The organism is Chitinophaga barathri, assembly GCF_003807585.1.
Classification (GTDB): Bacteria; Bacteroidota; Bacteroidia; order Chitinophagales; family Chitinophagaceae; genus Chitinophaga; species Chitinophaga barathri.
Genome location: NZ_RMBX01000008.1, coordinates 295566 through 316355, shown reverse-complemented (window position 1 = coordinate 316355; position 20790 = coordinate 295566). Strand labels below are relative to the sequence as shown.

Here is a 20790-nt window from a genome sequence, read left to right as displayed (position 1 = left end):
AGTCCTAACCTGTGAATTAAATTATTTGCAAACTTACTGTTTGTTGTCCATTATTCATCTTCCTCCTCTTCCACGAGGGAATGCAGGGCTATTTCCAGCTTGTTGTCCTTCACAAACCCGCACCATTTGCAATCTTCCTTGCCGCAGCCGGTATAAAACTCCTTGTTCTGTATCCTGATCCAGCTGTCTTTGATCTGCTGGGTGACCGTGGTGATATCCTCGGGGAGGATCGCGATCTTTTCCCGGAAATACTCCTTTTGTTTGTCGGGCTCAATAAAATCAAATTCCGTGCTAACTACCTGCCAGTTCTTCTGTTTATAATTATCTAACAAAATTTTATAAAATACCGCCTGGCGCCAGTAGTCCCCGCCATTTGGGTCGCGCTGGTTCGGGCGGTCAAATTTGCGATAGTTGTTTTTCGTCTTTTCGTAATCCCCGGTTTTGTAATCCACCACGTTCACCTCGTTGCCGTTGAACTCCAGCTTGTCGATCTTGCCTTTGAGCGGCACGCCGTTCACCACCACGTTCCTTACATTCCGCTCGATGCTCACCACCGTGTTCCAGGTGTGAATGTATTTATCATAATATGCGCTCAGGATGTCTTCCCCATATTCCATCCTTCTTTTAAAGGCTTCTTTGGTAAAACATTCCCGGTTGCGCAGCATGCTGTATTTGAAGTCTTTAACAAACTCCTCCCTTGGCGGGAAAGCGTTCCGCTCCTGCATTTTCTGAAAGAGTTTTTCCAGCGCAAAGTGCACCGCGGAGCCGAATTCCGTGTTTTCTGATCGGCCTGAAGGCACCCGCACGAGGTTCTGGTAATAAAATGAAAGCGGGCAGCGGAGGTAATTATTCAGCGCGGTCACGTTCATGGTAAAACCGTTCAGCAGGGTGTCTATGAACAGCTGGTCCACTTTTTCGATCTCGGGGGCCAGTTCCTTGCCGTATTGCAGGGCTTCGAACTCAAATAGCTTTTCCTCTGGCATTTCCACCTTGTGCTGGGGAAGGATGTGGGCCTGGAGGATTTCGCTGATGAACATGCTCGGTTCCAGCGGTTTGCCATCCTGCCGGAACTCGGGGTAGCTGATGAACAGGTGTTTTTCCGCGCGGGTAATGGCCACATAAAAGAGGCGGCGCAGTTCCTGCTCGTCCGTGGACGTGGCTTCCGTTGTAAACACCGTGTCCGGGAAGGAAAAACCGGCGGCGCTTTTTTTCTTCTTTTCCCAAAGATGGGAATTGGTGCCGGCCACAAACACATATTCAAACTCCAGCCCTTTGGCGCCATGGGCGGTAAGGAGGTTCACGCCTTTTTCGTTGCCGGATACCTGGACCAGCGGAATGGCCAGGGAATTGCTTTCCATGAGGTCCACCGTTTCCATGATGGACATGATGTTCATCTCCGGGTGACGGTGCGTTTCGTCTTTGATGAAGTCGAACAGGGCCTGGAGGATCTTCATGAGCCAGATCTTCTCCGGCGAAGCCATGATGTATGCCAGGATGCCGCCCTCGCTGATGATGTTGGAAAACAGCTGCTGGAGGGTCAGGTTGTGCGCGTCCGCGATCCACTTTTCCAGGAGGTTGCCCAGGCGCATGGCCTCTTCGTCGGGAGCCAGCGAAAAGAGCGTCGGGTTGCGGGTTTTGTTCCAGTCCTGGAGGTATTTGCGGATGGAAAATTTTTCGCTGTAACCTTTCTCCGCCACTTCGATGCTGATGCGGGCCGCTTCGATGGGCGGCACTTTGTAGAAATCATAGTGCATGATCTCGAACAGCAGATCGTCGCCACTATAAGGCGTTTCCAGCTCGCATGCAATGTAGCGCAGGATGTGGATGATCTTTTTGGCGAAGGGCAGCTCAAACAGGTTGATGTTCCGTTTGGAATAAAAAGGGAGTTTTTTGAGCCGGAAATATTGCGCCAGCTCTTCCCCGTATTTGTTCTCTTTATAAATGATCGCGATCCTGCCCGGCATTACGCCTTCCGCGAGTATCTGCTCCACTTCGGTGGTGATGGCAACCATTTCGTCCCGCGGGGTATTGTAGCGGCGGATCACCGGGGGAATGTCCAGCGGGGTGAGTTTGCTGTTGGAAGCCAGCAGCTGTTTGCTGAGCCCGTCCAGTTTATCCACCAGCCGGGAGCCTTTGTTGTGGCTTATTACAGACATGCTCACGTCCAGGATATTCTGTACGGAGCGGTAGTTTTGCGTGAGCACGATCGTACGAAGGGCCTGCTCAAAATGCTCGCCGGCAAACTGCTCCATGTTCTCGATATTGGCGCCCTGGAAGCGGTAAATGGACTGATCATCGTCTCCCACTACGAATACGTTCGGTTTTTCCTCGCCGCTTGTCAGCAGCTGGATGAGCCGGTTCTGCGTACCGCTGGTATCCTGGTATTCGTCCACGAGGATGTACTGAAACCGTTCTTTGTAATCCAGCAGCAGGTTCGGGTTTTGCTCAAAGGCGCGGATCACCCAGTTGATCATATCGTCAAAGTCGTAGCGGTTGGCTTTATGCATCAGCTGCTGGAAGATGTCGAACTGCTCCACGGCGGCCAGCAGTCGCGCCATTTTTTCCTTTTCTCCCGCGAGTTTTTCTTCTTTCCGGTCCCCTTTTTTGAAGCGGCCGCTGGCGCGTTTGTAAATATAATCTTCGCGGTCGGGGAGGGAAGCCACATATTCTTCTACTTTTTCACGGATAAAAGGCACCGTCCAGCCTTCGCGTTTCATGGTGGAGAAAAGGTGGGCGAGGTTCCGCATATCGTAATACACGTCGCCGCGGTATCTTTTAAGCGGGTTGTCTTTGGTGAAACCGTCGATGAGCGTTTTGAGCAGCTGTATTTTCTCCAGGTCGGAGATCGGGTCCAGCACATTTTTTTCAAAAAGCGACAGGTTGTCCTGGATCACTTCGTTACAAAAAGAGTGGAAAGTATGGATGTTCACCCGGTAGGCATCCGGCCCGATGAAGTCGGTGAGACGCTTTCTCATGGCCACTGTTCCGGCATCGGTATAGGTAAGGCAGAGAATGTTGTGCGGTAAAAAATCCGTTTCATGCAGGATCTTGCCGATGCGCGAGGCGAGTATCTGGGTTTTGCCCGTGCCCGGCCCGGCAATCACCATCACAGGTCCTTCCGTGTTGTCCACTGCTTCGCGCTGGCGCTCATTCAGGCGTTCATATACTTCCTGGAACCGTTGGTTATATTGTTGGCTGTCTTTGTTGCTCATAGATTTACTGAAGGTACGTCTCCTTTACGATGCCTTTGATGTCTGAAAACGGGACAAATAAGGTGATCTGTCCCACGGCATAGGGGCCTATTTCGTAAGGAGTATAACTGAATACGGCGCCTTTGGGCGTGAGATAAAAATTGTCGTTCGGCTCAATGATCCTGGCGAAAAGATATTGTTTGTCCAGCGGCTCGCCTGCCGGTATGCTGTATTGTTTGCGGAAGGCCTTGTCCAGTGCGGCGGACAGCGCCTTTTTATAACCGGGCTTAAACACATCCGCCGGTTTGAGCACCTTTTTCGCGGAAAGGTCCAGCAGCTGGAAACCGGTGCCATGATTGCCATGCGCGCCGCCGGTGTAGGAGGAACTGAATGTTTCCAATGCCAGCAGCGGCCATTTGTTAATGACCACGTTTGTCCGGGAAGATTCGTCCCAGTTCCAGGAGAAGCCGCGGTCTTTCAGTTCCGTGGTATCCACATCGCCACGGATGCCATTATATTCCTTAAAAAATGCATCGGCCTGCTGTTTGAGGAACACGCCGGCATCATCGCCGGTTTTATATTTCGGCGCGATCGTTTTGCGGATAAAAACAAGCACGGCTTCGTCCGCTCCGCCGGTGGGCCATACGATGCTGCCGGTGGAGGTGCCTTGCGGCGAATCTTCGCGGCCGGGCAAAAGGTTCAGTGAATCCTCATGTGTGATAGTGGTAAAGCGGATGGTGCCCGTGGTATCTTCTTTCAGGTTAAAAGGGAAACTTTTACCCTTGCCGGTCCAGTGGCCCGTGAAGGTTCCGTCCGTATTAAAAGTACCGGTAAAAACACAGCTGTCGCTGTCCCTGTTATATTCCGTAAGGCTTATCCGGCCGTTGTTTTCGCGTCTTCCTTCCACCTGGATCGGTTCTCCCACGTTATCATAAAAGTACCAGCCGTCAAGGTTGTTTTCTTCAAAACTGGCGAGGTTCATGGTCACAGGTTGCCCGGCCAGGGTGCCTTTCAGGGACTGGTATTTTGCCAGCGCTTTGGGGGGCGCGGGTACATTCTCCGCGGGGGCAAACGAAGAACTGTCGTCCCCGGTTTTTTTCTGGTTAGCGCCTTTGGGCTGGCAGGCATTCAGGCATACCAGCATGGTGATCAGACAAGTCAGGATTCTCATGCTTTCCGGTTTAAAAACTGGTGTAAATTACCACTTATACAGATACCGGTCGCATCTGTGCCGGGATATGCCTTAATTTTGCAAAAACGGAAACAATGATCAATCAGAAGATAGCAGACCTCAGGCAGGATTACCGGAAGGCCACGCTCAACGAAAAGGAAGTGGCAACGGGTCCCGTGGAGCAGTTCAGCCGCTGGTGGCAGGATGTGGTACAAAGCGAGCTGGAAGAGCCCAATGCCATGACGCTGGCCAGCAGTACGGCGGACGGCAAACCATCGGCCAGGATCGTCTTGTTAAAGAGTTTCGACGAAAACGGCTTCCTTTTTTTCACCAATTACGAAAGCCGCAAGGGTCGTGAGCTGGCGGAAAACCCGTATGTCACGCTGCTGTTCTTCTGGAAGGAGTTGGAGCGCCAGGTGCGTATAGAAGGGACCGTTAGCAAAGCGCCCGGAAATATCAGTGACGAATATTTTAATTCCAGGCCGATAGGCAGCAGGATTGGCGCGATGGCGTCACCGCAGAGTGAGGTGATACCGGGCCGGGAATTCCTGGAAGAAAAGGTAAAAACACTGGAAGCCGAGCATTTGCAGCATGCTCCCGAACGCCCGGAGCATTGGGGCGGTTATATTGTAAAACCGACGCTGGTGGAGTTTTGGCAGGGCCGTAGCAGCCGTCTGCACGACAGGCTGAGATATACCCCGGATGGCGCGCAGGGCTGGAAAATAGACCGTTTGGCGCCCTGACCGGGCAGATTGCGACAAGGAAATAATGGAAGGACTACCCTGGAAAGGACAAAAAATAAAGGGATTCCGGGTTTTTGCGAGGCAAATAACCGGAATCCCCTATATCTGGCTTAATGTAATTAAGCCTTTTTTTCTGCCTTAGGAGCAGCAGTTTTCTTGGTTTTAGCCGGACGGCTTTTGCCGAAAGATCCGTTGGAAATCTTTCCCTTCTTGGTTTTGATATCTCCTCTACCCATTTTTTTATTGATTTTTAAGTAATGAATGTAGTGCAAAAATAAAAAAAGCAAGAAACAAATAATGTTCCTTGCTTAAATAAGTTGGGTCGCCAACTCTTAGAGCTTGTCAGACAGTGCTTTACCAGCTTTGAATTTAGCAACTTTTTTAGCTTTGATCTTGATGATCTGGCCAGTCTGGGGGTTTCTGCCGTTACGAGCAGCACGTTTGGAAACGGAGAAAGTACCGAAACCAACCAGAGTTACTTTACCGCCTTTTTTCAGGGTGTCGGCAACAGCTTTAGTGAAAGAATCCAGAGCATCGTTTGCTTGGGTTTTGGTAACGCCAGCGTCTTTGGCGAGTTTGTCGATCAATTCGGCTTTGTTCATAGTTAGTTAAGATTTAACTAGTGAGAAAATGTTTGATGTGAGCAAATATAGCGCGTTTTATAAGATTACCAAATTTTTAAAACTTTTTTTTGGAGGCTGAAAAACCCTACAGGTAACGTTTACAGCTGATTGGGCATTCCTCCGGTATAAGTTATGTGATCGGGTGTTTCCAGTGAAACGCGCTACTGCATTGACTTTTAATGTACTTCGTTATTAAACGCGTTCTTATACCAAGTATTGTACCAAAGCCGCGAGGCCTTGAAAATAGTGAATTTCCTGTGGATAAGTTTGGCGCGTTATACAACCTGCATCACCGTCCTGAAGGCTACAAACTGGTCTCCGAAAGCATCGAAGGCCTTTTGCCTGAGCATCGGGGCGTATTCCTGGAGGTAGGTATAATAGTTTTCAAGGGTGTCTGTAAAGTACTGGACGGTATAAGTAGGCCCGTCCGAATCGTCCTGTTCCAGCAGGCGGCAGAAACGGTAGTCGTGAAACAGGCCGGTGGCAATGATCTCCGGGATATGTTCCTGCTTCATCCATTCCACCCACCTGTCTTTGACCAGCACCGTTACTTTGGTGGTAACATTATATATGATCATGCCTTTTTGAGTTGAAGGTATACGGGGCAGTGGTCCGAATGTTTCACCTGTTGCCAGATAGCGGCATCCTGGAGCCTGTTTTTGAGCGGTTCTGTTACATTAATATAATCGATACGCCAGCCTTTATTATTGTTGCGGGCATTGGCGCGGAAGCTCCACCAGCTGTATTGATCGGGTTCCGGGTGAAACTGTCGGAAGGTATCCACGAAGCCGTTTTCAAGCAACTTGGTCATCCATGCCCTTTCTTCAGGCAGGAAGCCCGAGGAATCTTTATTGCTGACGGGATTGTGAATATCGATGGGCTGATGGGCAATATTATAATCACCTACTACCACGAGGTTGGGCCTTTCCTGGCGGAGGAGCTGGAGATATCCGTAGAACTCGTCCAGCCATTGGTATTTATAGGTCTGCCTTTCGTTTCCCGTGGTGCCGGACGGGAAATATGCGTTGATGAGCGTAACATCCCCGAAATCGGCTCTTATCACCCTTCCTTCGGCATCGCTTTGCATATATCCGTTCCCGTACTGAACATGATCGGGTTTTATTTTGGTAAGGATGGCCACCCCGCTGTAGCCTTTTTTCTGGGCGGGGTACCAGTAATCGGTGTAGCCAAGCTGTTCAAATTGCTGGAAATCTACATTCTCGCGGTGGGCTTTTACTTCCTGCAGGCAGATAACGTCCGCGGGATCGGTTTTGAGCCATTCGGTGAATCCTTTTGTCATGGCGGAGCGGAGCCCGTTGACATTGTAGGTGACGATCCTCATGATGAATTATTTCAGCAAAAATAAGGATTCGCATAAAAAAGACTGTACTGATGTATCAGTACAGTCTCAGGAAGATTGTTATGAAATGGTGTTTACAATGGATTAACAACTCCGCCGAGGCCACCGAGGAGGCTGTTCAGCAGGTTGGTAACGGGGGAGAGGATGTTGCCCAGGCCGCCCGTTCCGCCGCCGCCGGGTAAGCCGCCGAGGCCGTTGGGGTCGATGGTAATGCCGAGGTTGATCTTGCCGTCCGCGTTTACAAGATCGATTTTCAGGAAGCCGAGATCGATAAGGCCGCCGTTGATGTCATGGGCGTCTGCCTGTGAGAGCTCCTGGCATCCGAAGAGTTGTGGCTGCAGGTTTTGCATAAGCAATGGGTTTGTGAGGGTGAATGGAAAAAAGGTGGCGCTCTGTACCATGAGCGCCACCAGGTTTTAAACCGGTTTTACAGTTTCTTAGCCCAGTAAACCACCGCCGAGGCCGCCGAGGAGGCTGTTCAGCAGGTTGGTAACAGGGGCGAGTAAATTACCGAGGCCGCCTAAGCCGGGAACGCCGCCGCCGGTGCCGGGCAGGCCGGGAAGACCTGAAAGCAGGGCGTTGGTATCGAGCTGGGCTCCGAGAGTGATTTTACCGTTAACATTGGCGATACCCAGAGAGAGGAATCCTCCGTTAACGTCTTGGGTCGTGGTTGCATCCAGTTCCTGGCAACCATAGTTGTGTACTTGCAAGTTTTCCATATGATAGGAGGTTTGGTTAAAAAACGATTTTGTTGGCTGTCATTTTCCTGGTATCAGGAGTATATCGGCGATGAATCCCGGGGGCTTAGATCATTCATTGGTCAGGGTCTTTAGATGCTCTGTCGGGGAACAACCACGATAAAAATTTTATGACAGACTGTAAATTACAGAGCTGCAATCGATCTTTTGCTGTTCAGTTTGTTCATTTTCAAGGCCTTACTTTCTTTTTTGTTCATTTCCTGAACAAGCAGTTGTTAGCAATCGGTTAACATTTTATATGCGGAAAACCCTGCATATTGAAAAATCAATAATTCCACCGTTTTATGTAACTTATACTTGAAAAAAAACGGCCCAGGAGCCGTGCCCCTAAAGGATTTGAACAATGCCGCTTTATAATACTACCGGTTTGTCCGGATACACAATGTAGACCATGACAAAAAATTCCCTGCCCCGGATCTTCTCTGTCGGAAACAATATCCGCCTGCTTCCGCCGCTGTTTTGTTTTTTATTCCTTTTTTCCATTCCCGCATCCGGCCAGCAACAACTTGTACAATCCCTCAAAAACACCCTGTATAGCGGTAAAGTAACGGACAGCGCGCAGTACACAGACCTGCTCAACCGCATCAGCGCCCTCTCGCTCGTACATCAGCTGGACAGCTGTTTTGTATACGCCGAGCAGGCAAAGGCCCTTGCTATAAGAACGCGTTATCATAAAGGACTGGCGGATGCATACATGAACCTCGGCTCCAGCTTTTCCTTCCAGAACAACGGCAAGCTTGCTCACCGTTTTTACCTCGAAGGCCTCATGCGTTACCGCAACCTCGGCGATTCCGCGGGCATCTGCCAGGCTTTATATTGTATCGGCAGCTATTTCCATTATGAAGGTAAAGACGAGCTGGCTATCCCTTATATGGAGGAATCGATGGGCGTCGGCAGCCGGTTGCTGAAAGACTCCGTGTGGGCCAGTATGCTCGCCAATTATTACCTCGTCTTCGCAGAAGACAGCCTGCGCCAGGATTCCGCCCGCTGGGCGCTGAACAAAGCCCGCGACATTGCCACCCGTTACCACGACGATCGTATCATCACTTATACAGGCCTTTTTCTCGCGCATGAAGAAGTAAAGGCCGGCCGGATGGACAGGGCCATGGAAAACCTGAAGCGGCTGGCCGCGCATTCTTTCCGGGAAGGGTATTCTTATCTCGCGTTGTACGCCAATGCCCAGATGGATATTTATTCCACGTACGCGAAAATGCCCGATTCCATCAGCTACCGGAAACAGATGCTGGATGCTGCCATCCTTGGCGGGTATAAAAAACTGATGGTACGCCCGGTCACTTCATTGTACCAGTATTATAAAGCAATAGGCCCGGCCGCGGCCCTTCCGTACGCCGATGTGCTTTGCGAAATAGCCACGCACCAGGAAGACCTCCGCACGCAGGGCGAACAGGATTATATGGAATCTTTCCTGCAGGAGCAGGAGCTGCGGGCATTGCGGCTGAACAAGGAATTGCAGGAGCAGACGCTCGTTTCGGACAAACTCGTGAGCCGTCACAGGACCATGCTGATCCTCTTCCTCGTGGTTTGTACACTGCTGGCGGCGGGACTGGTATACATTTATTACAAATCCACCCGCGAATCACGCATGAGCGCCAAAAGGCTGAAAGAGATCAACCGCATGATGATGGACAAAAACAAACAGCTTCAGCGGCATGACGATTTTAAGAACAAACTCCTGTCCATCCTTGCACATGACTTCAGGCTCCCGCTCAGTCATATCATCAGCGTTACAAATCTTTTCCAGCAAAAAGATATCAGGCCTGATCAATTCCAGGAGATCGCCAACAGTATATCTTCCAGGGCGGTGGAAACGCTCCAGTTGTTCGAGACCGTGCTGAGCTGGATCAAATCACAGCTTGCCGGGTTTGAATATAAAGCCCAACCCTATTCGTTACAGGAGCTTTGGGATGAAGCGAGAGAGCCGATGATGGCGGATATCAGGGACAAGGCACTGGCCATGGACCTGCAGATCCCGTTCGGCCTTACCGTACGCGCGGACCGTGAAATGCTGCAATTCGTGAACCGTAACCTGCTGCACAACGCGGTTAAATATTCCCGGAGGGGAAGCCCTGTATCCATTGTCGCCCGCCAGTTCGGCGATCGTGTGATCGTCACCGTAACCAATGGCGGCAGCGGTATTACGGAGATTGATATGCCTTACATCTTTACTTATCGCGTGCCGGGTGCGATAACAAGGGAAACCGGTCGCGGTGCGGGTTTAGCGTTGATCATCTGCAAAGATTTTATTGAGAAGATGCAGGGAACGATTTCCGTGGCAAGTGACGGCGAGACATATACGTCGTTTGAATATACGCTGATGATCGAAGAGGAAGACCAGGCTGCCTGATCGTTTGTTGACGGCACATTGTGCCGGATTTTACACCCTCCGGGCTGACTTTTCAATACCGGTAAAGGTTTGCGCCCAGCTATCCTTTCAAAACATCTCACACATTTCCTTTCTTTTCAACCGGGTAGCCGGAAAAATTTCATGTGATTCTCTCCACAAAAACGATGAATACCTCAGCTTTCTTTATGTTCTCTCCGTGTGGTAACAGTCTATGTTGAAATGAAGAAGAAGCGCATTTTTTGTAATGATTTTGATTCTTAAATTGCGTGTGTTGTTATCAATGTTGACCTGAAATCATTGTTGCAATTTTTTGATTATCCTACTATTTCGCAGTGTTGTGACAGGAAAAAATAAGGATCGGAAAAAATACTGTTAACCGCATGTGATAATACAAACTATTATCACAACCACATCATGAGAATTCAATGAAAAACATCAGGCAAGACAGAAAAATTGCCGGTGGAAAACCGGCCCCTGCCATGGGTTATTCCCTTTGGAAGCCGCCATGGGAAAGGCAGGAAATTATCACAGCATTTTTAAGCCGGGAACTTTTCACCGGGAAAGTATCACCTGTTTATATTTCAGCCTGAAGAATCTGAGGGGTTAAAAATTGAGCCGGGTTATGGCAGGCTCCGGGTGGATGGCCGGCAGGACGATTGCCGCCGCTTACGTTCGACATACATCAGGGTTAGTATGTATCCCCGTTATACGCAAGTTTACATGGCACTTGCTCCCGGGGGAGAATATGCTAAGCAGGAGCAGCAAGACATCCCAGTACAACAACACATCTGCGCCGGCTATCCGCCAGGAGCTGCCGTTCCCGGCCAATTATATGATGACACCCGGTTAGGGAAACCGGGGCGGGGAAATTATGTTTTGACATGTGGTCATTACCAATTCAGTAATGATCCACCTTGCAAGTGCCAACAAGGTATATACAACCATCTTAAACAGCCGGAAAGGGAGGTAATACAACCGGAGAATCAACGACCATATGCTGATGTTCCGGAAAAAGGTCCATTGCTCTTTACGGGCATCAGAACACGGCCCTGGAGTTTTAATGATTTTTATCCAGGGAAATTATGGGAATAGTGAAGCATTTAGAGAGGCAGCTTCCGGCTGTTTTAAAAGCTTTAGCTCTGCCATGTTCGGCTATTTCGTTCATGACAAAACATAAGAATGGGTGAATAGTCCGGGGGATTCCTCCCCTGGAAATTTTTTCCACGAACCCGGTAGCAGCCGGTAGGGTGGGATGATCGGAGGCCGTATATCGAACACCTGGTAATCCCCGATATACTGGCCGCGACCGGAAATAAATAACGGATATTCATCGCGGAATGAGAAGCATCAAGCCCATAACCGGAACATCCCCCGGGGATTGATCTCCGGTGCGCTGCGGTATTTCGAAAAACACGAAAGCCGGAGCTAAACCCCGGCTTTCGTATATATATTTTCTGAAAATTATCCTTTCACAAGTGTACCCACATTCCTTCCCATGATCACGTGCAGGAGATTCCCGATCTTATTCATGTCAAACACGATGATGGGCAGGTTATTCTCCTGGCACAGCGTAAATGCCGTCATATCCATCACATTGAGGGATTTCTGGTATACTTCGCTGAAGGTGATGGTTTCAAATTTGGTGGCGGTAGGGTTTTTCTCCGGGTCGGCGGTATAGATACCGTCTACACGGGTGCCCTTCAGGATCACGTCCGCCTGTATCTCGATGGCACGGAGCGAGGCTGCGGTATCCGTCGTAAAATAAGGGTTGCCCGTGCCGGCCCCAAAGATCACCACACGGCCTTTTTCAAGATGACGGATGGCGCGGCGGCGGATGTAAGGTTCGGCAATCTGTTCCATTTTGATGGCAGATTGAAGCCTGGTATACATCCCGGCGCGTTCCAGGCCGCTCTGCATTGCCATGCCGTTAATCACGGTGGCCAGCATGCCCATATAGTCACCCTGCGCCCGTTCAATACCGGTTTCCGCTTCATTCATCCCGCGGTAGATATTTCCCCCGCCAATAACAATGGCAACCTGTACTCCAAGGTCCGTTACCGCCTTAATATCCACTGCATACTGGGATATCACTTTCGGGTCAATTCCATAATTGCTATCTCCCATCAGGGATTCACCACTCAGCTTGAGCAAAATTCGTTTGTACTTTGGCAACATGTCAGCTATGATTATTGTAAAATCTAATTCTCCTTATTCTCGAATAGTGCTAATATACAATTCCGATCCCAAAATTATCCCCTGAATACGTATATGCAAAAAAAAGGAGAGAATTTTTCATTTCTCTCCTTTTATATCATTAAAAGTTATTATCCCAAAGCGATGCGCTTGAAGGTATTTACCTTCAGCTCGGCATCGATGCTCTTCAGGTGGTCTGCTACGGATTTGTTACCATCCTTTACAAACGCCTGCTGCAGCAGGGTGCTCTCTTTGTAGAATTTCTGGATCTTACCGGCAGCGATCTTCTCAGCCATTTCAGCAGGTTTGCCTTCAGCTTTGATCTGCTCGATAGCGATCTCTTTCTCACGTGCCACCAGGTCAGCGGAAATACCGTCTGCATCTACAGCGAGAGGATTCATAGCTGCGATCTGCATAGCGATGTCTTTACCCACTTCTTCAGAAACGGGTTTGCTGAAACCAACCAGTACGCCCATGCGGTAGTTACCGTGGATGTAAGCGGTAACGGCAGCGCCTTCCACTCTTTCAAAACGGCTCAGGGTGATTTTTTCGCCGATCTTGGCTACCTGGTCGTTCACTTTATCTGCAACTGTAGCGCCGTCAAGAGGAGCAGCGTTCAGTTCTTCTACGGTCTGGATGTTGTTTGCCAGCGCCAGGTCTGCAATAGACTGGCCGAACTTCACAAAATCTTCGTTTTTGGCTACGAAGTCGGTTTCGCAGCTCAGCAGGATCACCACGCCGGCTTTAGCGTCAGCGGTGGTTTTTGCGATCACAACGCCTTCTTTGGTTTCGCGGTCTGAACGCAGCGCAGCTACTTTCTGACCTTTTTTACGCAGGTAATCCACTGCTTTTTCGAAATCGCCGTCTGTTTCAACCAGCGCCTTCCTGCAATCCATCATTCCGGCTCCTGTTTGCTGACGCAGTTTATTTACATCAGCTGCTGTAATTGTTGCCATCGTATATAATCAGTTTATATGTTATTGTTTTATGAAAATTTCTACCGGTGGGGTATAATGTGAATCGTGAACGACGAGTATCATTCACGATTCACTATTGATATTGAGTATGTTCAATTATCTGGCCGGACCAGGTCTGCCTGCACCGGAAGGACGGAATCCACCGCCGCCGCCGGGACGATTGCCACCAGGACGGTTACCACCGCCACCAGGACGATTGCCGCCGCCGCCGCTTCTGCCGCCACCGCCACCAGGACGGTTACCGCCGCCGCCGCCACGGTTACCACCGGGGCCGCCAGGACCGCGTTGACCACCAGGACCGCCGGTTCTGCCACCGGGGCCACCAGGCCTGCGTCCGCGTTCACCACGCTCGTCGCCGCCTTCCAGCTCGAACTTGCGCAGTTTGTTGTCGGTTTCTTCTTCTTCAATCTCGTCGGTTTTTTCAACGGCTCTCTCAGCCAGGCCGTCAGCGATCGCTGCTGCAATGTAGCTAACGATGATAGCGATGGATTTGGTAGCGTCATCGTTCGCGGGGATCGCGAAGTCAACCTTGGTAGGATCGGAGTTGGTATCAACCATACCGAAAGTAGATACACCGAGTCGTTTTGCTTCTGCCAGGGCGATGTGCTCGTGGCTGATGTCTACGATGAACAGGGCAGCCGGAACACGCGCCAGTTGGGCAATACCACCCAGCACTTTTTCCATTTTGTCCTTATCGCGGGAGAGCGTCAGACGCTCTTTTTTGGTGATGTTGTCGAAAGTACCGTCCGCCAGCATTTTTTCGATGCTCTGCATCTTCTTAACGCTTTTACGGATAGTAGCGAAGTTGGTCAGCATGCCACCCAGCCACCTTTCGGTAACGTAGGGCATGTTCACACGTTTTGCAGCTTCTGCAACGATCTCTTTCGCCTGCTTTTTGGTAGCAACGAACATGATCTTTTTACCGCTTTTCGCGATAGATTTCAGCGCAGCGGCTGTTTCCTGCAGACCTTCAACGGTTTTGTTCAGGTCAATGATGTGAATACCTTTCTTTTCAGCGAAAATATAAGGCAGCATCTTCGGGTTCCATTTCTTCTTCAGGTGACCGAAGTGTACACCGGCTTCCAGTAACTGCTGCTGTAATGAAGTATTATTTTCCATGTTGTTTTAATCAAATTGATGTTCAAAAATTGAATGATACAATCATTAACGTTTAGAGAACTGGAAGCTTCTTCTAGCTTTAGCTTTACCGGGTTTCTTACGTTCCACTTGTCTCGGATCACGTTTCAGCAGGCCGGCAGCTTTCAGTGCAGGGCGAAACTCGGGGTTGATCTCGCACAGTGCGCGGGCGATACCCAGTTTTACAGCTTCAGCCTGACCTTTGATACCACCACCCTGTGCATTCACTTTTACATCGAATTTATCCAGCGCGTCAATGGTCTTAAAAGGCGCTTCAACCTGGTTCTGCAGGTAAATCAGCGCGAAGTATGTTTTATAATCCTTGTCGTTCACCAGAATGGTGCCGGTACCTTTGCTCACGTATACGCGGGCAACTGCTTCCTTACGACGACCGATAGTATTTTTTTGTTTTTCCATTATTCAGGTGTGATTAGAAAGTTAAAGACTGCGGTTTCTGAGCAGCATGCGGATGTTCCGCACCGGCATAAACGAAGAGTTTTTTGTACATCGCACGGCCCAGACGGTTTTTAGGGAGCATACCCTTTACCGCTCTTTCGATCACCACCTCAGGACGGCGCTTCAGCAGGTCCTTGGCAGTTTCGCCTTTCTGACCACCGGGGTAACCGGAGTAAGTCAGGTATTCCTTGTCGTTGAGCTTGTTGCCTGTGAAAACAACCTTCTCAGCGTTGATCACGATGATATTGTCGCCACAGTCGGTGTGAGGTGTGTAGTAAGGTTTGTTCTTACCTCTCAGGATCGCCGCGATCTTGGCGCTCATTCTGCCTACTGTCTGGTTGGTAGCATCTACAATGTACCAGTCACGCTTTACGTAAGCGTCGTTAGCAGATTTTGTTTTAAAGCTTAAAGTATTCATTGCTTAATAGAATAAAATTTAATCTCGCCCTATTTGGGAGTGCAAAGCTAAGTCGGAAAATGAAAATAACCATCAGTTTGAACGACTTTTTTCGTGAGAGTGCTTGTAATTAATTGATTTTCAATAAAAATTTTGACAAACAATTATCAACACCTTATCCATAGCCCGGTTTTACTGGCCTCCCACATACAAAAAGGACCGCAAGCGCGGCCCTTTCTATATTTATTTTCCCGGGAAACAGCATTAATCTCTCCTGCTGGCGCCCAGATATATCATTAAGTATTGTAATAAGATCACCACGGAAGACACAGCGGCTACCACATAGGTCATCGCGGCCCACCAAAGCGCGTCTTTGGCCATATCGTGCTCCTGCTTATAAGTAATGCCCGCGCTGTCCAGCCATTTTAAGGCCCTGTTGGACGCGTCGAACTCCACGGGGAGGGTAATAATGGAAAAGACCGTTGTAACGGCAAACAGGATAATACCCACCAGCAACAGCTGGGGAAATACGTTTACCAGCAGGATGCCCGCTATCAGGGCCAGTTGGACGATGTAGGAGCTGAATTGCACCGCAGGCACCAGTTTGGAGCGCATAGTGAGCCAGGGATAAGCCGTGGCGTGCTGTACGGCGTGGCCGCACTCGTGGGCAGCCACCGCGGCGGCGGCCACACTGGCCGTTCCATATACCTCAGGGCTCAGGTTCACGGTTTTGGTACCAGGGTTATAATGGTCGCTGAGGAACCCCTGGCCCTGAACCACCTTCACATCGTAGATCCCGTTGTCCTTCAGCATCTTTTCGGCAATTTCCCGCCCGGTAAAGCCGGAAGAAGTCGCTACCTCACTGTATTTCTTGAATTTGCTCTTCAGGCGGTAGCTGACCAGCGCACTGATACCCACGAAGATCAGGGAAATAATCATTATACCAGGTGTCATCTTATATTGTTGTTTTAATTGTCGTTTGGATTCGTTCGCACTATAAAATTACCCATAATTCTTATCAAATCCCTTACCAGTTGGTAAAATTGACAGTTCTGTCATGTAACCTGACGGTTACACATGGAATTTGTCAGCACAAAAATTTAACACTGCCACTTTGGCCGGACCGCCCCCTTTTCATCCCTATTTTCCAGGTAATATTAATGGTTATTTTAAATTATAATATGTTCGATTTTTAATATATCAAAGCCCATATTACCACCCCTCTCTATCAATAATTTACGAAAGTTTATAGAAAATAATTTGCAGGCGAAACAGGCTACAACAGGGGGTTCCAGCCGACTGACTGCCAAAGGAATTAACACTTTAAAAGTTATTAACATCCATTAAATAAACTTTTTTATTCTGAACCCATTTAGTAATTTAGTCCTGAATTTAATGGGTTAGTAAGTAGAAAGAGTCAGCGGAATCTTCCGTTGGCTCTTTTCTCATTTTAGCACTTTTCCACGAAAAGAAACACGCATTTTTATCCTTCGTTTCATCAAAAATCAACAATCACTCTCTTCTCCTTTTTTTCATTTTACTTTGTTGCATGAGTAAAATCAGAACAGCTTTTTTTTGCCAGAACTGCGGACATGAATCAGCGAAGTGGACAGGTAAATGTCCTTCGTGTAATCAATGGAACACTTTTGTAGAGGAAAAGGTGCAGAAAGATATTCCTATGCGCCAGATGGAATGGAAAGCGGAGACGCCAAGCGCATATAAAGCACCCAAAACAGTCCATCTCGATGCAGTGGAAGGCCTTGAAGAAAAACGCTGGCTTACACCCGACGCCGAACTGAACAGAGTGCTGGGAGGCGGTATAGTAGCGGGTTCGCTGGTATTGGTAGGTGGAGAGCCGGGCATTGGCAAATCAACTTTGTTCCTGCAGATTGCATTGCTGCTGAAGGACATTAAAACACTGTATATCAGCGGCGAAGAAAGTGAACAACAGATCAAAATGCGGGCGGACAGGCTGAAGATCCGCAACGATCAGTTTTACCTGCTCACAGAAACATCCACACAGGTTATTTTCCAGGAGATCAAAAAACTGGAACCACAACTTGTGATCATCGATTCTATACAAACCCTTCAATCTCCGTTGATTGAATCAGCTCCGGGAAGCGTATCGCAGATACGCGAAACAGCTGCGGAAATGCAACGTTTCGCAAAGGAAACAAATACACCTGTTTTTCTCATCGGCCATATCACCAAAGACGGCGCAATTGCCGGCCCGAAGATACTGGAACATATGGTGGACACGGTTTTGCAGTTCGAAGGCGACCAGCACTATGCCTACCGCATCCTGCGCACCATCAAGAACCGCTTTGGGTCTACCGCCGAGCTGGGTATTTATGAAATGACGGGAGCCGGGCTCAGGCAGGTAAACAATCCATCTGAAATACTCATCTCCCAGCGGGACGATATGCTGAGCGGTGTGGCCATTGCCTCCACCATCGAAGGTCTCAGGCCGATGCTCGTGGAAGTACAGGCACTGGTGACGCAATCCGTGTATGGCACGCCACAGCGTACCGCTACAGGCTTTGACCTGCGCAGGCTGCAGCTGTTGCTCGCCGTGCTGGAAAAACGCGGAGGGTTTCATTTCGGGGTGAAGGATGTGTTCCTCAATATCGCCGGCGGCTTGAGGATCGAAGACCCATCCATCGATCTGGCGGTGCTGGTGGCGCTGTTGTCTTCGTTTGAAGATGTGGGCGTATCCCACAAAAACTGTTTCGCGGGCGAAGTAGGCCTCAGCGGGGAGATCAGGGCGGTGAACCGCATCGAGCAGCGTATTGCGGAAGCGGAGAAGCTGGGCTTTGAAAAGATTTTTATCTCCAAGTATCACAAAAAAGGGCTTGATTTCAGTAAATTGGGTATAGAAGTGGTGCCGCTGGGAAGGGTGGAAGAAGTATACCGTCTCCTCTTCTGATCCGGCGCCTGTTTGTTAACCTGAAATCTTCCATTATGCTGCAGGCCCTCTTGCACCTGTTTTACCCGCATGCCTGCGAAGGCTGCGGGCATGAGCTTAGCCGTACCGAAAAGATATTGTGCATCCGCTGCTCGCTCCGGCTACCGGTCACCGGCTTTCAGAAATTTGCACAAAATCCCGTTGAAAGGATATTCTGGGGCCGTGTGCCCATACAACATGCTACGGCCGGGTACTTTTTTAACCAGCAGGGTATTTTGCAAAGCCTCATTCATGGTTTTAAGTACAGGAAACGCGAAGACATCGCCCTGTTTCTCGGCCGCCAGCTGGGTTTCCAGTTGAAAGAAAGTGCCTGGTGGAAGGATATCACCGCCCTCGTGCCGGTACCGCTCCATGCCGCGAAGTTCCGGCACAGGGGTTATAACCAGGCCGCCCTGCTGGCGGAAGGGATGGCTGAAGTGCTGAAGTGCGGGGTTTGGGCAAACGGGCTTAAAAGGACCGTCTTTACAGACACCCAGACGCGTAAGTCCCGGACGGACCGCTGGGACAATGTGGAGAACATCTTTGCCTGGAACCGGAAAGAGCCGAACGGCCGGGAGCATCTGTTGCTGGTGGACGATGTGATGACCACCGGGGCAACGTTGGAAGCCTGCGCTCATGCGGTTTTGCAGGCAGGGGAGCAAGCGAAGATAAGCGTATGTGCTTTGGCTTGTGGCGGCCGCTAGGCCTGAATTGGCGCAGGCCAGGCACAAAAAAATACAGGTGTTCGAAAACACCTGTCTCTGGTAACTATTCCACGTTATGAATACGCAATTGTTGCATTATGTCAACTACAGCTTAGAGGAAGTCTTGTTGTTGTTCCCTTTGCGGGGAGTTTGCGGCTCAGGGGCCTGCTGCACTTTTGCATTTTTGTTCACATAAACGACCCTGAAAGATTCGTTTGCGGCGCTTCTTTCGGCCACAACCTGTTCCAGTCCAAGCTCTGCGAGCCGGAGGCTTAACTGCCTTAAATCATTCTCAATGTTCATTGCTAAAAGTTTTCGGTTATTGTAATGTGTTGCCTGACGGGTTAATCAGCAGCAGCGCATTGAACAACATCCGGCAGCGGCGCGGTGGTGGTAGGGGTATGCCCGCTGTACCTGATATGAGCCTTGTTGCATCTCCTTTAAAAGCATAGTCTTAAAAGTTAAACGGTTGGTTTCTGGTTTTTTGATCTCGTTGTAATTCCCTACAAAAATAATAGGATTTGTAGACTATCCAAAAATATTTTGAGGAGAAAAGTTGAATGGCAATGCAATATCCTGATTATCAAATAAATATAACCGTAAATTTTTTCATGCGGGCAAATAGGAGGCTCGCGGATAAGGAATGAACATTATTAACCGGGACTTTTCTATCTTTGCAAATGCCCGCGGGTAGATTTGTTTATTGTTCGGCCCCCGGGTTCATTGTAAACCGTAACTAATAAACGTTATTGCCATGAAATCATTACAAGAGTGCGCCCGCGAGCGCATATTGATCATTGACGGTGCTATGGGCACCATGATCCAACGCTACAAACTCCAGGAATCCGATTACAGAGGGGAACGATTTGCGGACTATCACAGCGATGTGAAAGGTAACAGCGATCTGCTGTCCCTCACCCAACCCGGCATCATTGAAGCCATTCACAGGGAATACCTGGAAGCCGGCGCGGACATTATCGAGACCAATACCTTCAGCAGTACCGTTATTGCACAGGCAGACTACGACATGCAGAGCCTCGCCTTTGAAATGAACGTCGCCGCCGTACAGATCGCTAAACGCGCCGCACAGGACTATACCCGCCGGACCCCGGACAAACCAAGGTTCGTAGCCGGCGCCATCGGCCCGCTGAACAAAACCCTGTCCATCTCCCCCGATGTGAACAACCCCGGCTTCCGCTCCGTTACCTTCGACGAAGTGGTGGACGCTTATTATGACCAGGTGAAAGCCTTGTCTGAAGCCGGTGCGGACGTACTTCTCATCGAGACCATCTTTGATACCCTGAACTGTAAAGGCGCCATCTTCGCCATTAAAAAATACTTCCGCGATTCAGGCAAACCTGAGCTACCCATCATGATCTCCGGTACCATCACCGATGCTTCCGGCCGCACGCTGAGCGGGCAGACGCTGGAAGCGTTCTACATCTCCGTGATGCACGCCAAACCGTTCTCCATCGGTTTGAACTGCGCACTGGGCGGTAGCCAGATGAGGCCTTATGTGGAAGAACTGGCAAACATCGCCAGCTGTTACGTAAGCTGTTACCCTAACGCGGGGCTCCCGAACACCTTTGGCGAATACGACGAACAACCGCATGAAACGGCGCACATCATCGAAGACTTTGCCCGCGAGGGTTTCGTAAATATCGTAGGCGGCTGCTGCGGCACCACGCCTGATCACATTCGTCACATCGCTGAAAATGTAAAGACCATTACCCCGCGCCCCCTGCCGGTAGTGGAAACTGCTCTGGCATAA

21 protein-coding genes are annotated in these 20790 nt (G+C 49.7%); 6 read left to right on the top strand and 15 right to left on the bottom strand.

The annotated features are described in order from the left end of the window. Positions 1-50: 50 nt before the first annotated feature. Together EG028_RS16445 and EG028_RS16440 are read right to left on the bottom strand one after the other, a co-directional pair. Positions 51-3212, bottom strand: coding sequence for an ATP-dependent helicase (locus tag EG028_RS16445; RefSeq protein ID WP_120517638.1), 3162 nt, complete (start codon positions 3210-3212; stop codon positions 51-53). A 4-nt stretch (positions 3213-3216) separates the two neighbouring features. Beyond that, entirely contained in the window at positions 3217-4362 is a 1146-nt protein-coding gene (locus EG028_RS16440; RefSeq protein WP_120517637.1) for a DUF3298 domain-containing protein, read from the bottom strand. Positions 4363-4457: 95 nt separating this feature from the next. Between EG028_RS16440 and pdxH the strand changes: the two genes are divergently transcribed. Further along, positions 4458-5105, top strand: coding sequence for a pyridoxamine 5'-phosphate oxidase (gene pdxH / locus EG028_RS16435; RefSeq protein WP_120517636.1), 648 nt, complete (start codon positions 4458-4460; stop codon positions 5103-5105). Positions 5106-5224: 119 nt separating this feature from the next. Here pdxH and EG028_RS16430 read toward each other — a convergent pair whose 3' ends face one another. The 6 genes from EG028_RS16430 to EG028_RS16405 all read right to left on the bottom strand — a co-directional run bounded on the left by EG028_RS16430 (position 5225) and on the right by EG028_RS16405 (position 7807). Beyond that, a complete protein-coding gene (locus tag EG028_RS16430; protein WP_120517705.1) occupies positions 5225-5341 on the bottom strand; it encodes a 30S ribosomal protein THX in 117 nt (38 codons plus the stop codon). A gap of 96 nt (positions 5342-5437) precedes the next feature. Continuing rightward, entirely contained in the window at positions 5438-5707 is a 270-nt protein-coding gene (locus EG028_RS16425; RefSeq protein ID WP_074241463.1) for an HU family DNA-binding protein, read from the bottom strand. A gap of 296 nt (positions 5708-6003) precedes the next feature. Then, positions 6004-6306 (bottom strand): DUF4286 family protein, encoded by a 303-nt coding sequence (locus EG028_RS16420; protein ID WP_120517635.1) that lies wholly within the window; start codon positions 6304-6306, stop codon positions 6004-6006. Beyond that, on the bottom strand, positions 6303-7070 hold the full coding sequence (locus EG028_RS16415) for an exodeoxyribonuclease III (RefSeq protein ID WP_120517634.1): 768 nt from the start codon (positions 7068-7070) through the stop codon (positions 6303-6305). The genes EG028_RS16420 and EG028_RS16415 overlap by 4 nt, the downstream gene beginning before the upstream one ends. Before the next feature lie 92 nt (positions 7071-7162). Next, positions 7163-7438, bottom strand: a complete 276-nt coding sequence (locus tag EG028_RS16410) for a hypothetical protein (protein WP_120517633.1) — start codon at positions 7436-7438, stop codon at positions 7163-7165. An 87-nt stretch (positions 7439-7525) separates the two neighbouring features. After that, positions 7526-7807 carry a hypothetical protein gene (locus EG028_RS16405; protein ID WP_120517632.1) on the bottom strand — a complete coding sequence of 94 codons (282 nt, stop codon included), beginning with the start codon at positions 7805-7807 and terminating at the stop codon, positions 7526-7528. 430 nt (positions 7808-8237) lie between these two features. Between EG028_RS16405 and EG028_RS16400 the strand changes: the two genes are divergently transcribed. Both EG028_RS16400 and EG028_RS27735 read left to right on the top strand, forming a co-directional pair. Next, a complete protein-coding gene (locus EG028_RS16400; protein WP_120517631.1) occupies positions 8238-10211 on the top strand; it encodes a sensor histidine kinase in 1974 nt (657 codons plus the stop codon). Positions 10212-10636: 425 nt separating this feature from the next. Further along, on the top strand, positions 10637-10801 hold the full coding sequence (locus EG028_RS27735) for a hypothetical protein (protein WP_162946549.1): 165 nt from the start codon (positions 10637-10639) through the stop codon (positions 10799-10801). 871 nt (positions 10802-11672) lie between these two features. Here the strand turns inward: EG028_RS27735 and pyrH are convergent. The 6 genes from pyrH to EG028_RS16370 form a co-directional block, all read right to left on the bottom strand. Beyond that, on the bottom strand, positions 11673-12386 hold the full coding sequence (pyrH, locus tag EG028_RS16395) for a UMP kinase (RefSeq protein WP_120517630.1): 714 nt from the start codon (positions 12384-12386) through the stop codon (positions 11673-11675). A 149-nt stretch (positions 12387-12535) separates the two neighbouring features. Next, entirely contained in the window at positions 12536-13360 is an 825-nt protein-coding gene (tsf, locus tag EG028_RS16390) for a translation elongation factor Ts (protein ID WP_120517629.1), read from the bottom strand. Between the two features lie 117 nt (positions 13361-13477). Beyond that, on the bottom strand, positions 13478-14500 hold the full coding sequence (gene rpsB, locus EG028_RS16385) for a 30S ribosomal protein S2 (RefSeq protein ID WP_120517628.1): 1023 nt from the start codon (positions 14498-14500) through the stop codon (positions 13478-13480). Positions 14501-14545: 45 nt separating this feature from the next. Then, on the bottom strand, positions 14546-14935 hold the full coding sequence (rpsI, locus tag EG028_RS16380) for a 30S ribosomal protein S9 (RefSeq protein ID WP_120517627.1): 390 nt from the start codon (positions 14933-14935) through the stop codon (positions 14546-14548). A 13-nt stretch (positions 14936-14948) separates the two neighbouring features. Next, entirely contained in the window at positions 14949-15392 is a 444-nt protein-coding gene (gene rplM, locus EG028_RS16375; RefSeq protein ID WP_120517626.1) for a 50S ribosomal protein L13, read from the bottom strand. Between the two features lie 243 nt (positions 15393-15635). After that, entirely contained in the window at positions 15636-16325 is a 690-nt protein-coding gene (locus EG028_RS16370; protein ID WP_120517625.1) for a zinc metallopeptidase, read from the bottom strand. Between the two features lie 595 nt (positions 16326-16920). On the opposite strand from EG028_RS16370, the gene radA reads away from it, so the two are divergent. Together radA and EG028_RS16360 are read left to right on the top strand one after the other, a co-directional pair. Then, the gene (gene radA / locus EG028_RS16365; RefSeq protein ID WP_120517624.1) at positions 16921-18297 is read left to right on the top strand and encodes a DNA repair protein RadA; all 1377 of its coding nucleotides are present in this window, start codon (positions 16921-16923) and stop codon (positions 18295-18297) included. Between the two features lie 35 nt (positions 18298-18332). Continuing rightward, a complete protein-coding gene (locus tag EG028_RS16360; RefSeq protein WP_120517623.1) occupies positions 18333-19019 on the top strand; it encodes a ComF family protein in 687 nt (228 codons plus the stop codon). Positions 19020-19124: 105 nt separating this feature from the next. Here the strand turns inward: EG028_RS16360 and EG028_RS16355 are convergent, their stop codons facing one another. Beyond that, entirely contained in the window at positions 19125-19322 is a 198-nt protein-coding gene (locus EG028_RS16355) for a hypothetical protein (protein ID WP_120517622.1), read from the bottom strand. A 451-nt stretch (positions 19323-19773) separates the two neighbouring features. On the opposite strand from EG028_RS16355, the gene EG028_RS27730 reads away from it, so the two are divergent. Further along, positions 19774-20790, top strand: coding sequence for a homocysteine S-methyltransferase family protein (locus EG028_RS27730; protein WP_174235431.1), 1017 nt, complete (start codon positions 19774-19776; stop codon positions 20788-20790).

What these genes read in the sequence shown, in the direction of transcription:
- EG028_RS27730 (WP_174235431.1), top strand. Translation starts at nt 19,774, where the DNA reads ATGAAATCATTACAAGAGTGCGCCCGCGAGCGCATATTGATCATTGAC.
- EG028_RS16430 (WP_120517705.1), bottom strand. Translation starts at nt 5,341, where the DNA reads ATGGGTAGAGGAGATATCAAAACCAAGAAGGGAAAGATTTCCAACGGA.
- EG028_RS16425 (WP_074241463.1), bottom strand. Translation starts at nt 5,707, where the DNA reads ATGAACAAAGCCGAATTGATCGACAAACTCGCCAAAGACGCTGGCGTT.
- pyrH (WP_120517630.1), bottom strand. Translation starts at nt 12,386, where the DNA reads ATGTTGCCAAAGTACAAACGAATTTTGCTCAAGCTGAGTGGTGAATCC.
- EG028_RS16440 (WP_120517637.1), bottom strand. Translation starts at nt 4,362, where the DNA reads ATGAGAATCCTGACTTGTCTGATCACCATGCTGGTATGCCTGAATGCC.
- EG028_RS16405 (WP_120517632.1), bottom strand. Translation starts at nt 7,807, where the DNA reads ATGGAAAACTTGCAAGTACACAACTATGGTTGCCAGGAACTGGATGCA.
- EG028_RS16360 (WP_120517623.1), top strand. Translation starts at nt 18,333, where the DNA reads ATGCTGCAGGCCCTCTTGCACCTGTTTTACCCGCATGCCTGCGAAGGC.
- pdxH (WP_120517636.1), top strand. Translation starts at nt 4,458, where the DNA reads ATGATCAATCAGAAGATAGCAGACCTCAGGCAGGATTACCGGAAGGCC.
- rpsB (WP_120517628.1), bottom strand. Translation starts at nt 14,500, where the DNA reads ATGGAAAATAATACTTCATTACAGCAGCAGTTACTGGAAGCCGGTGTA.
- radA (WP_120517624.1), top strand. Translation starts at nt 16,921, where the DNA reads ATGAGTAAAATCAGAACAGCTTTTTTTTGCCAGAACTGCGGACATGAA.
- EG028_RS27735 (WP_162946549.1), top strand. Translation starts at nt 10,637, where the DNA reads ATGAAAAACATCAGGCAAGACAGAAAAATTGCCGGTGGAAAACCGGCC.
- tsf (WP_120517629.1), bottom strand. Translation starts at nt 13,360, where the DNA reads ATGGCAACAATTACAGCAGCTGATGTAAATAAACTGCGTCAGCAAACA.
- EG028_RS16400 (WP_120517631.1), top strand. Translation starts at nt 8,238, where the DNA reads ATGACAAAAAATTCCCTGCCCCGGATCTTCTCTGTCGGAAACAATATC.
- rplM (WP_120517626.1), bottom strand. Translation starts at nt 15,392, where the DNA reads ATGAATACTTTAAGCTTTAAAACAAAATCTGCTAACGACGCTTACGTA.
- EG028_RS16415 (WP_120517634.1), bottom strand. Translation starts at nt 7,070, where the DNA reads ATGAGGATCGTCACCTACAATGTCAACGGGCTCCGCTCCGCCATGACA.
- EG028_RS16420 (WP_120517635.1), bottom strand. Translation starts at nt 6,306, where the DNA reads ATGATCATATATAATGTTACCACCAAAGTAACGGTGCTGGTCAAAGAC.
- rpsI (WP_120517627.1), bottom strand. Translation starts at nt 14,935, where the DNA reads ATGGAAAAACAAAAAAATACTATCGGTCGTCGTAAGGAAGCAGTTGCC.
- EG028_RS16410 (WP_120517633.1), bottom strand. Translation starts at nt 7,438, where the DNA reads ATGCAAAACCTGCAGCCACAACTCTTCGGATGCCAGGAGCTCTCACAG.
- EG028_RS16355 (WP_120517622.1), bottom strand. Translation starts at nt 19,322, where the DNA reads ATGAACATTGAGAATGATTTAAGGCAGTTAAGCCTCCGGCTCGCAGAG.
- EG028_RS16445 (WP_120517638.1), bottom strand. Translation starts at nt 3,212, where the DNA reads ATGAGCAACAAAGACAGCCAACAATATAACCAACGGTTCCAGGAAGTA.
- EG028_RS16370 (WP_120517625.1), bottom strand. Translation starts at nt 16,325, where the DNA reads ATGACACCTGGTATAATGATTATTTCCCTGATCTTCGTGGGTATCAGT.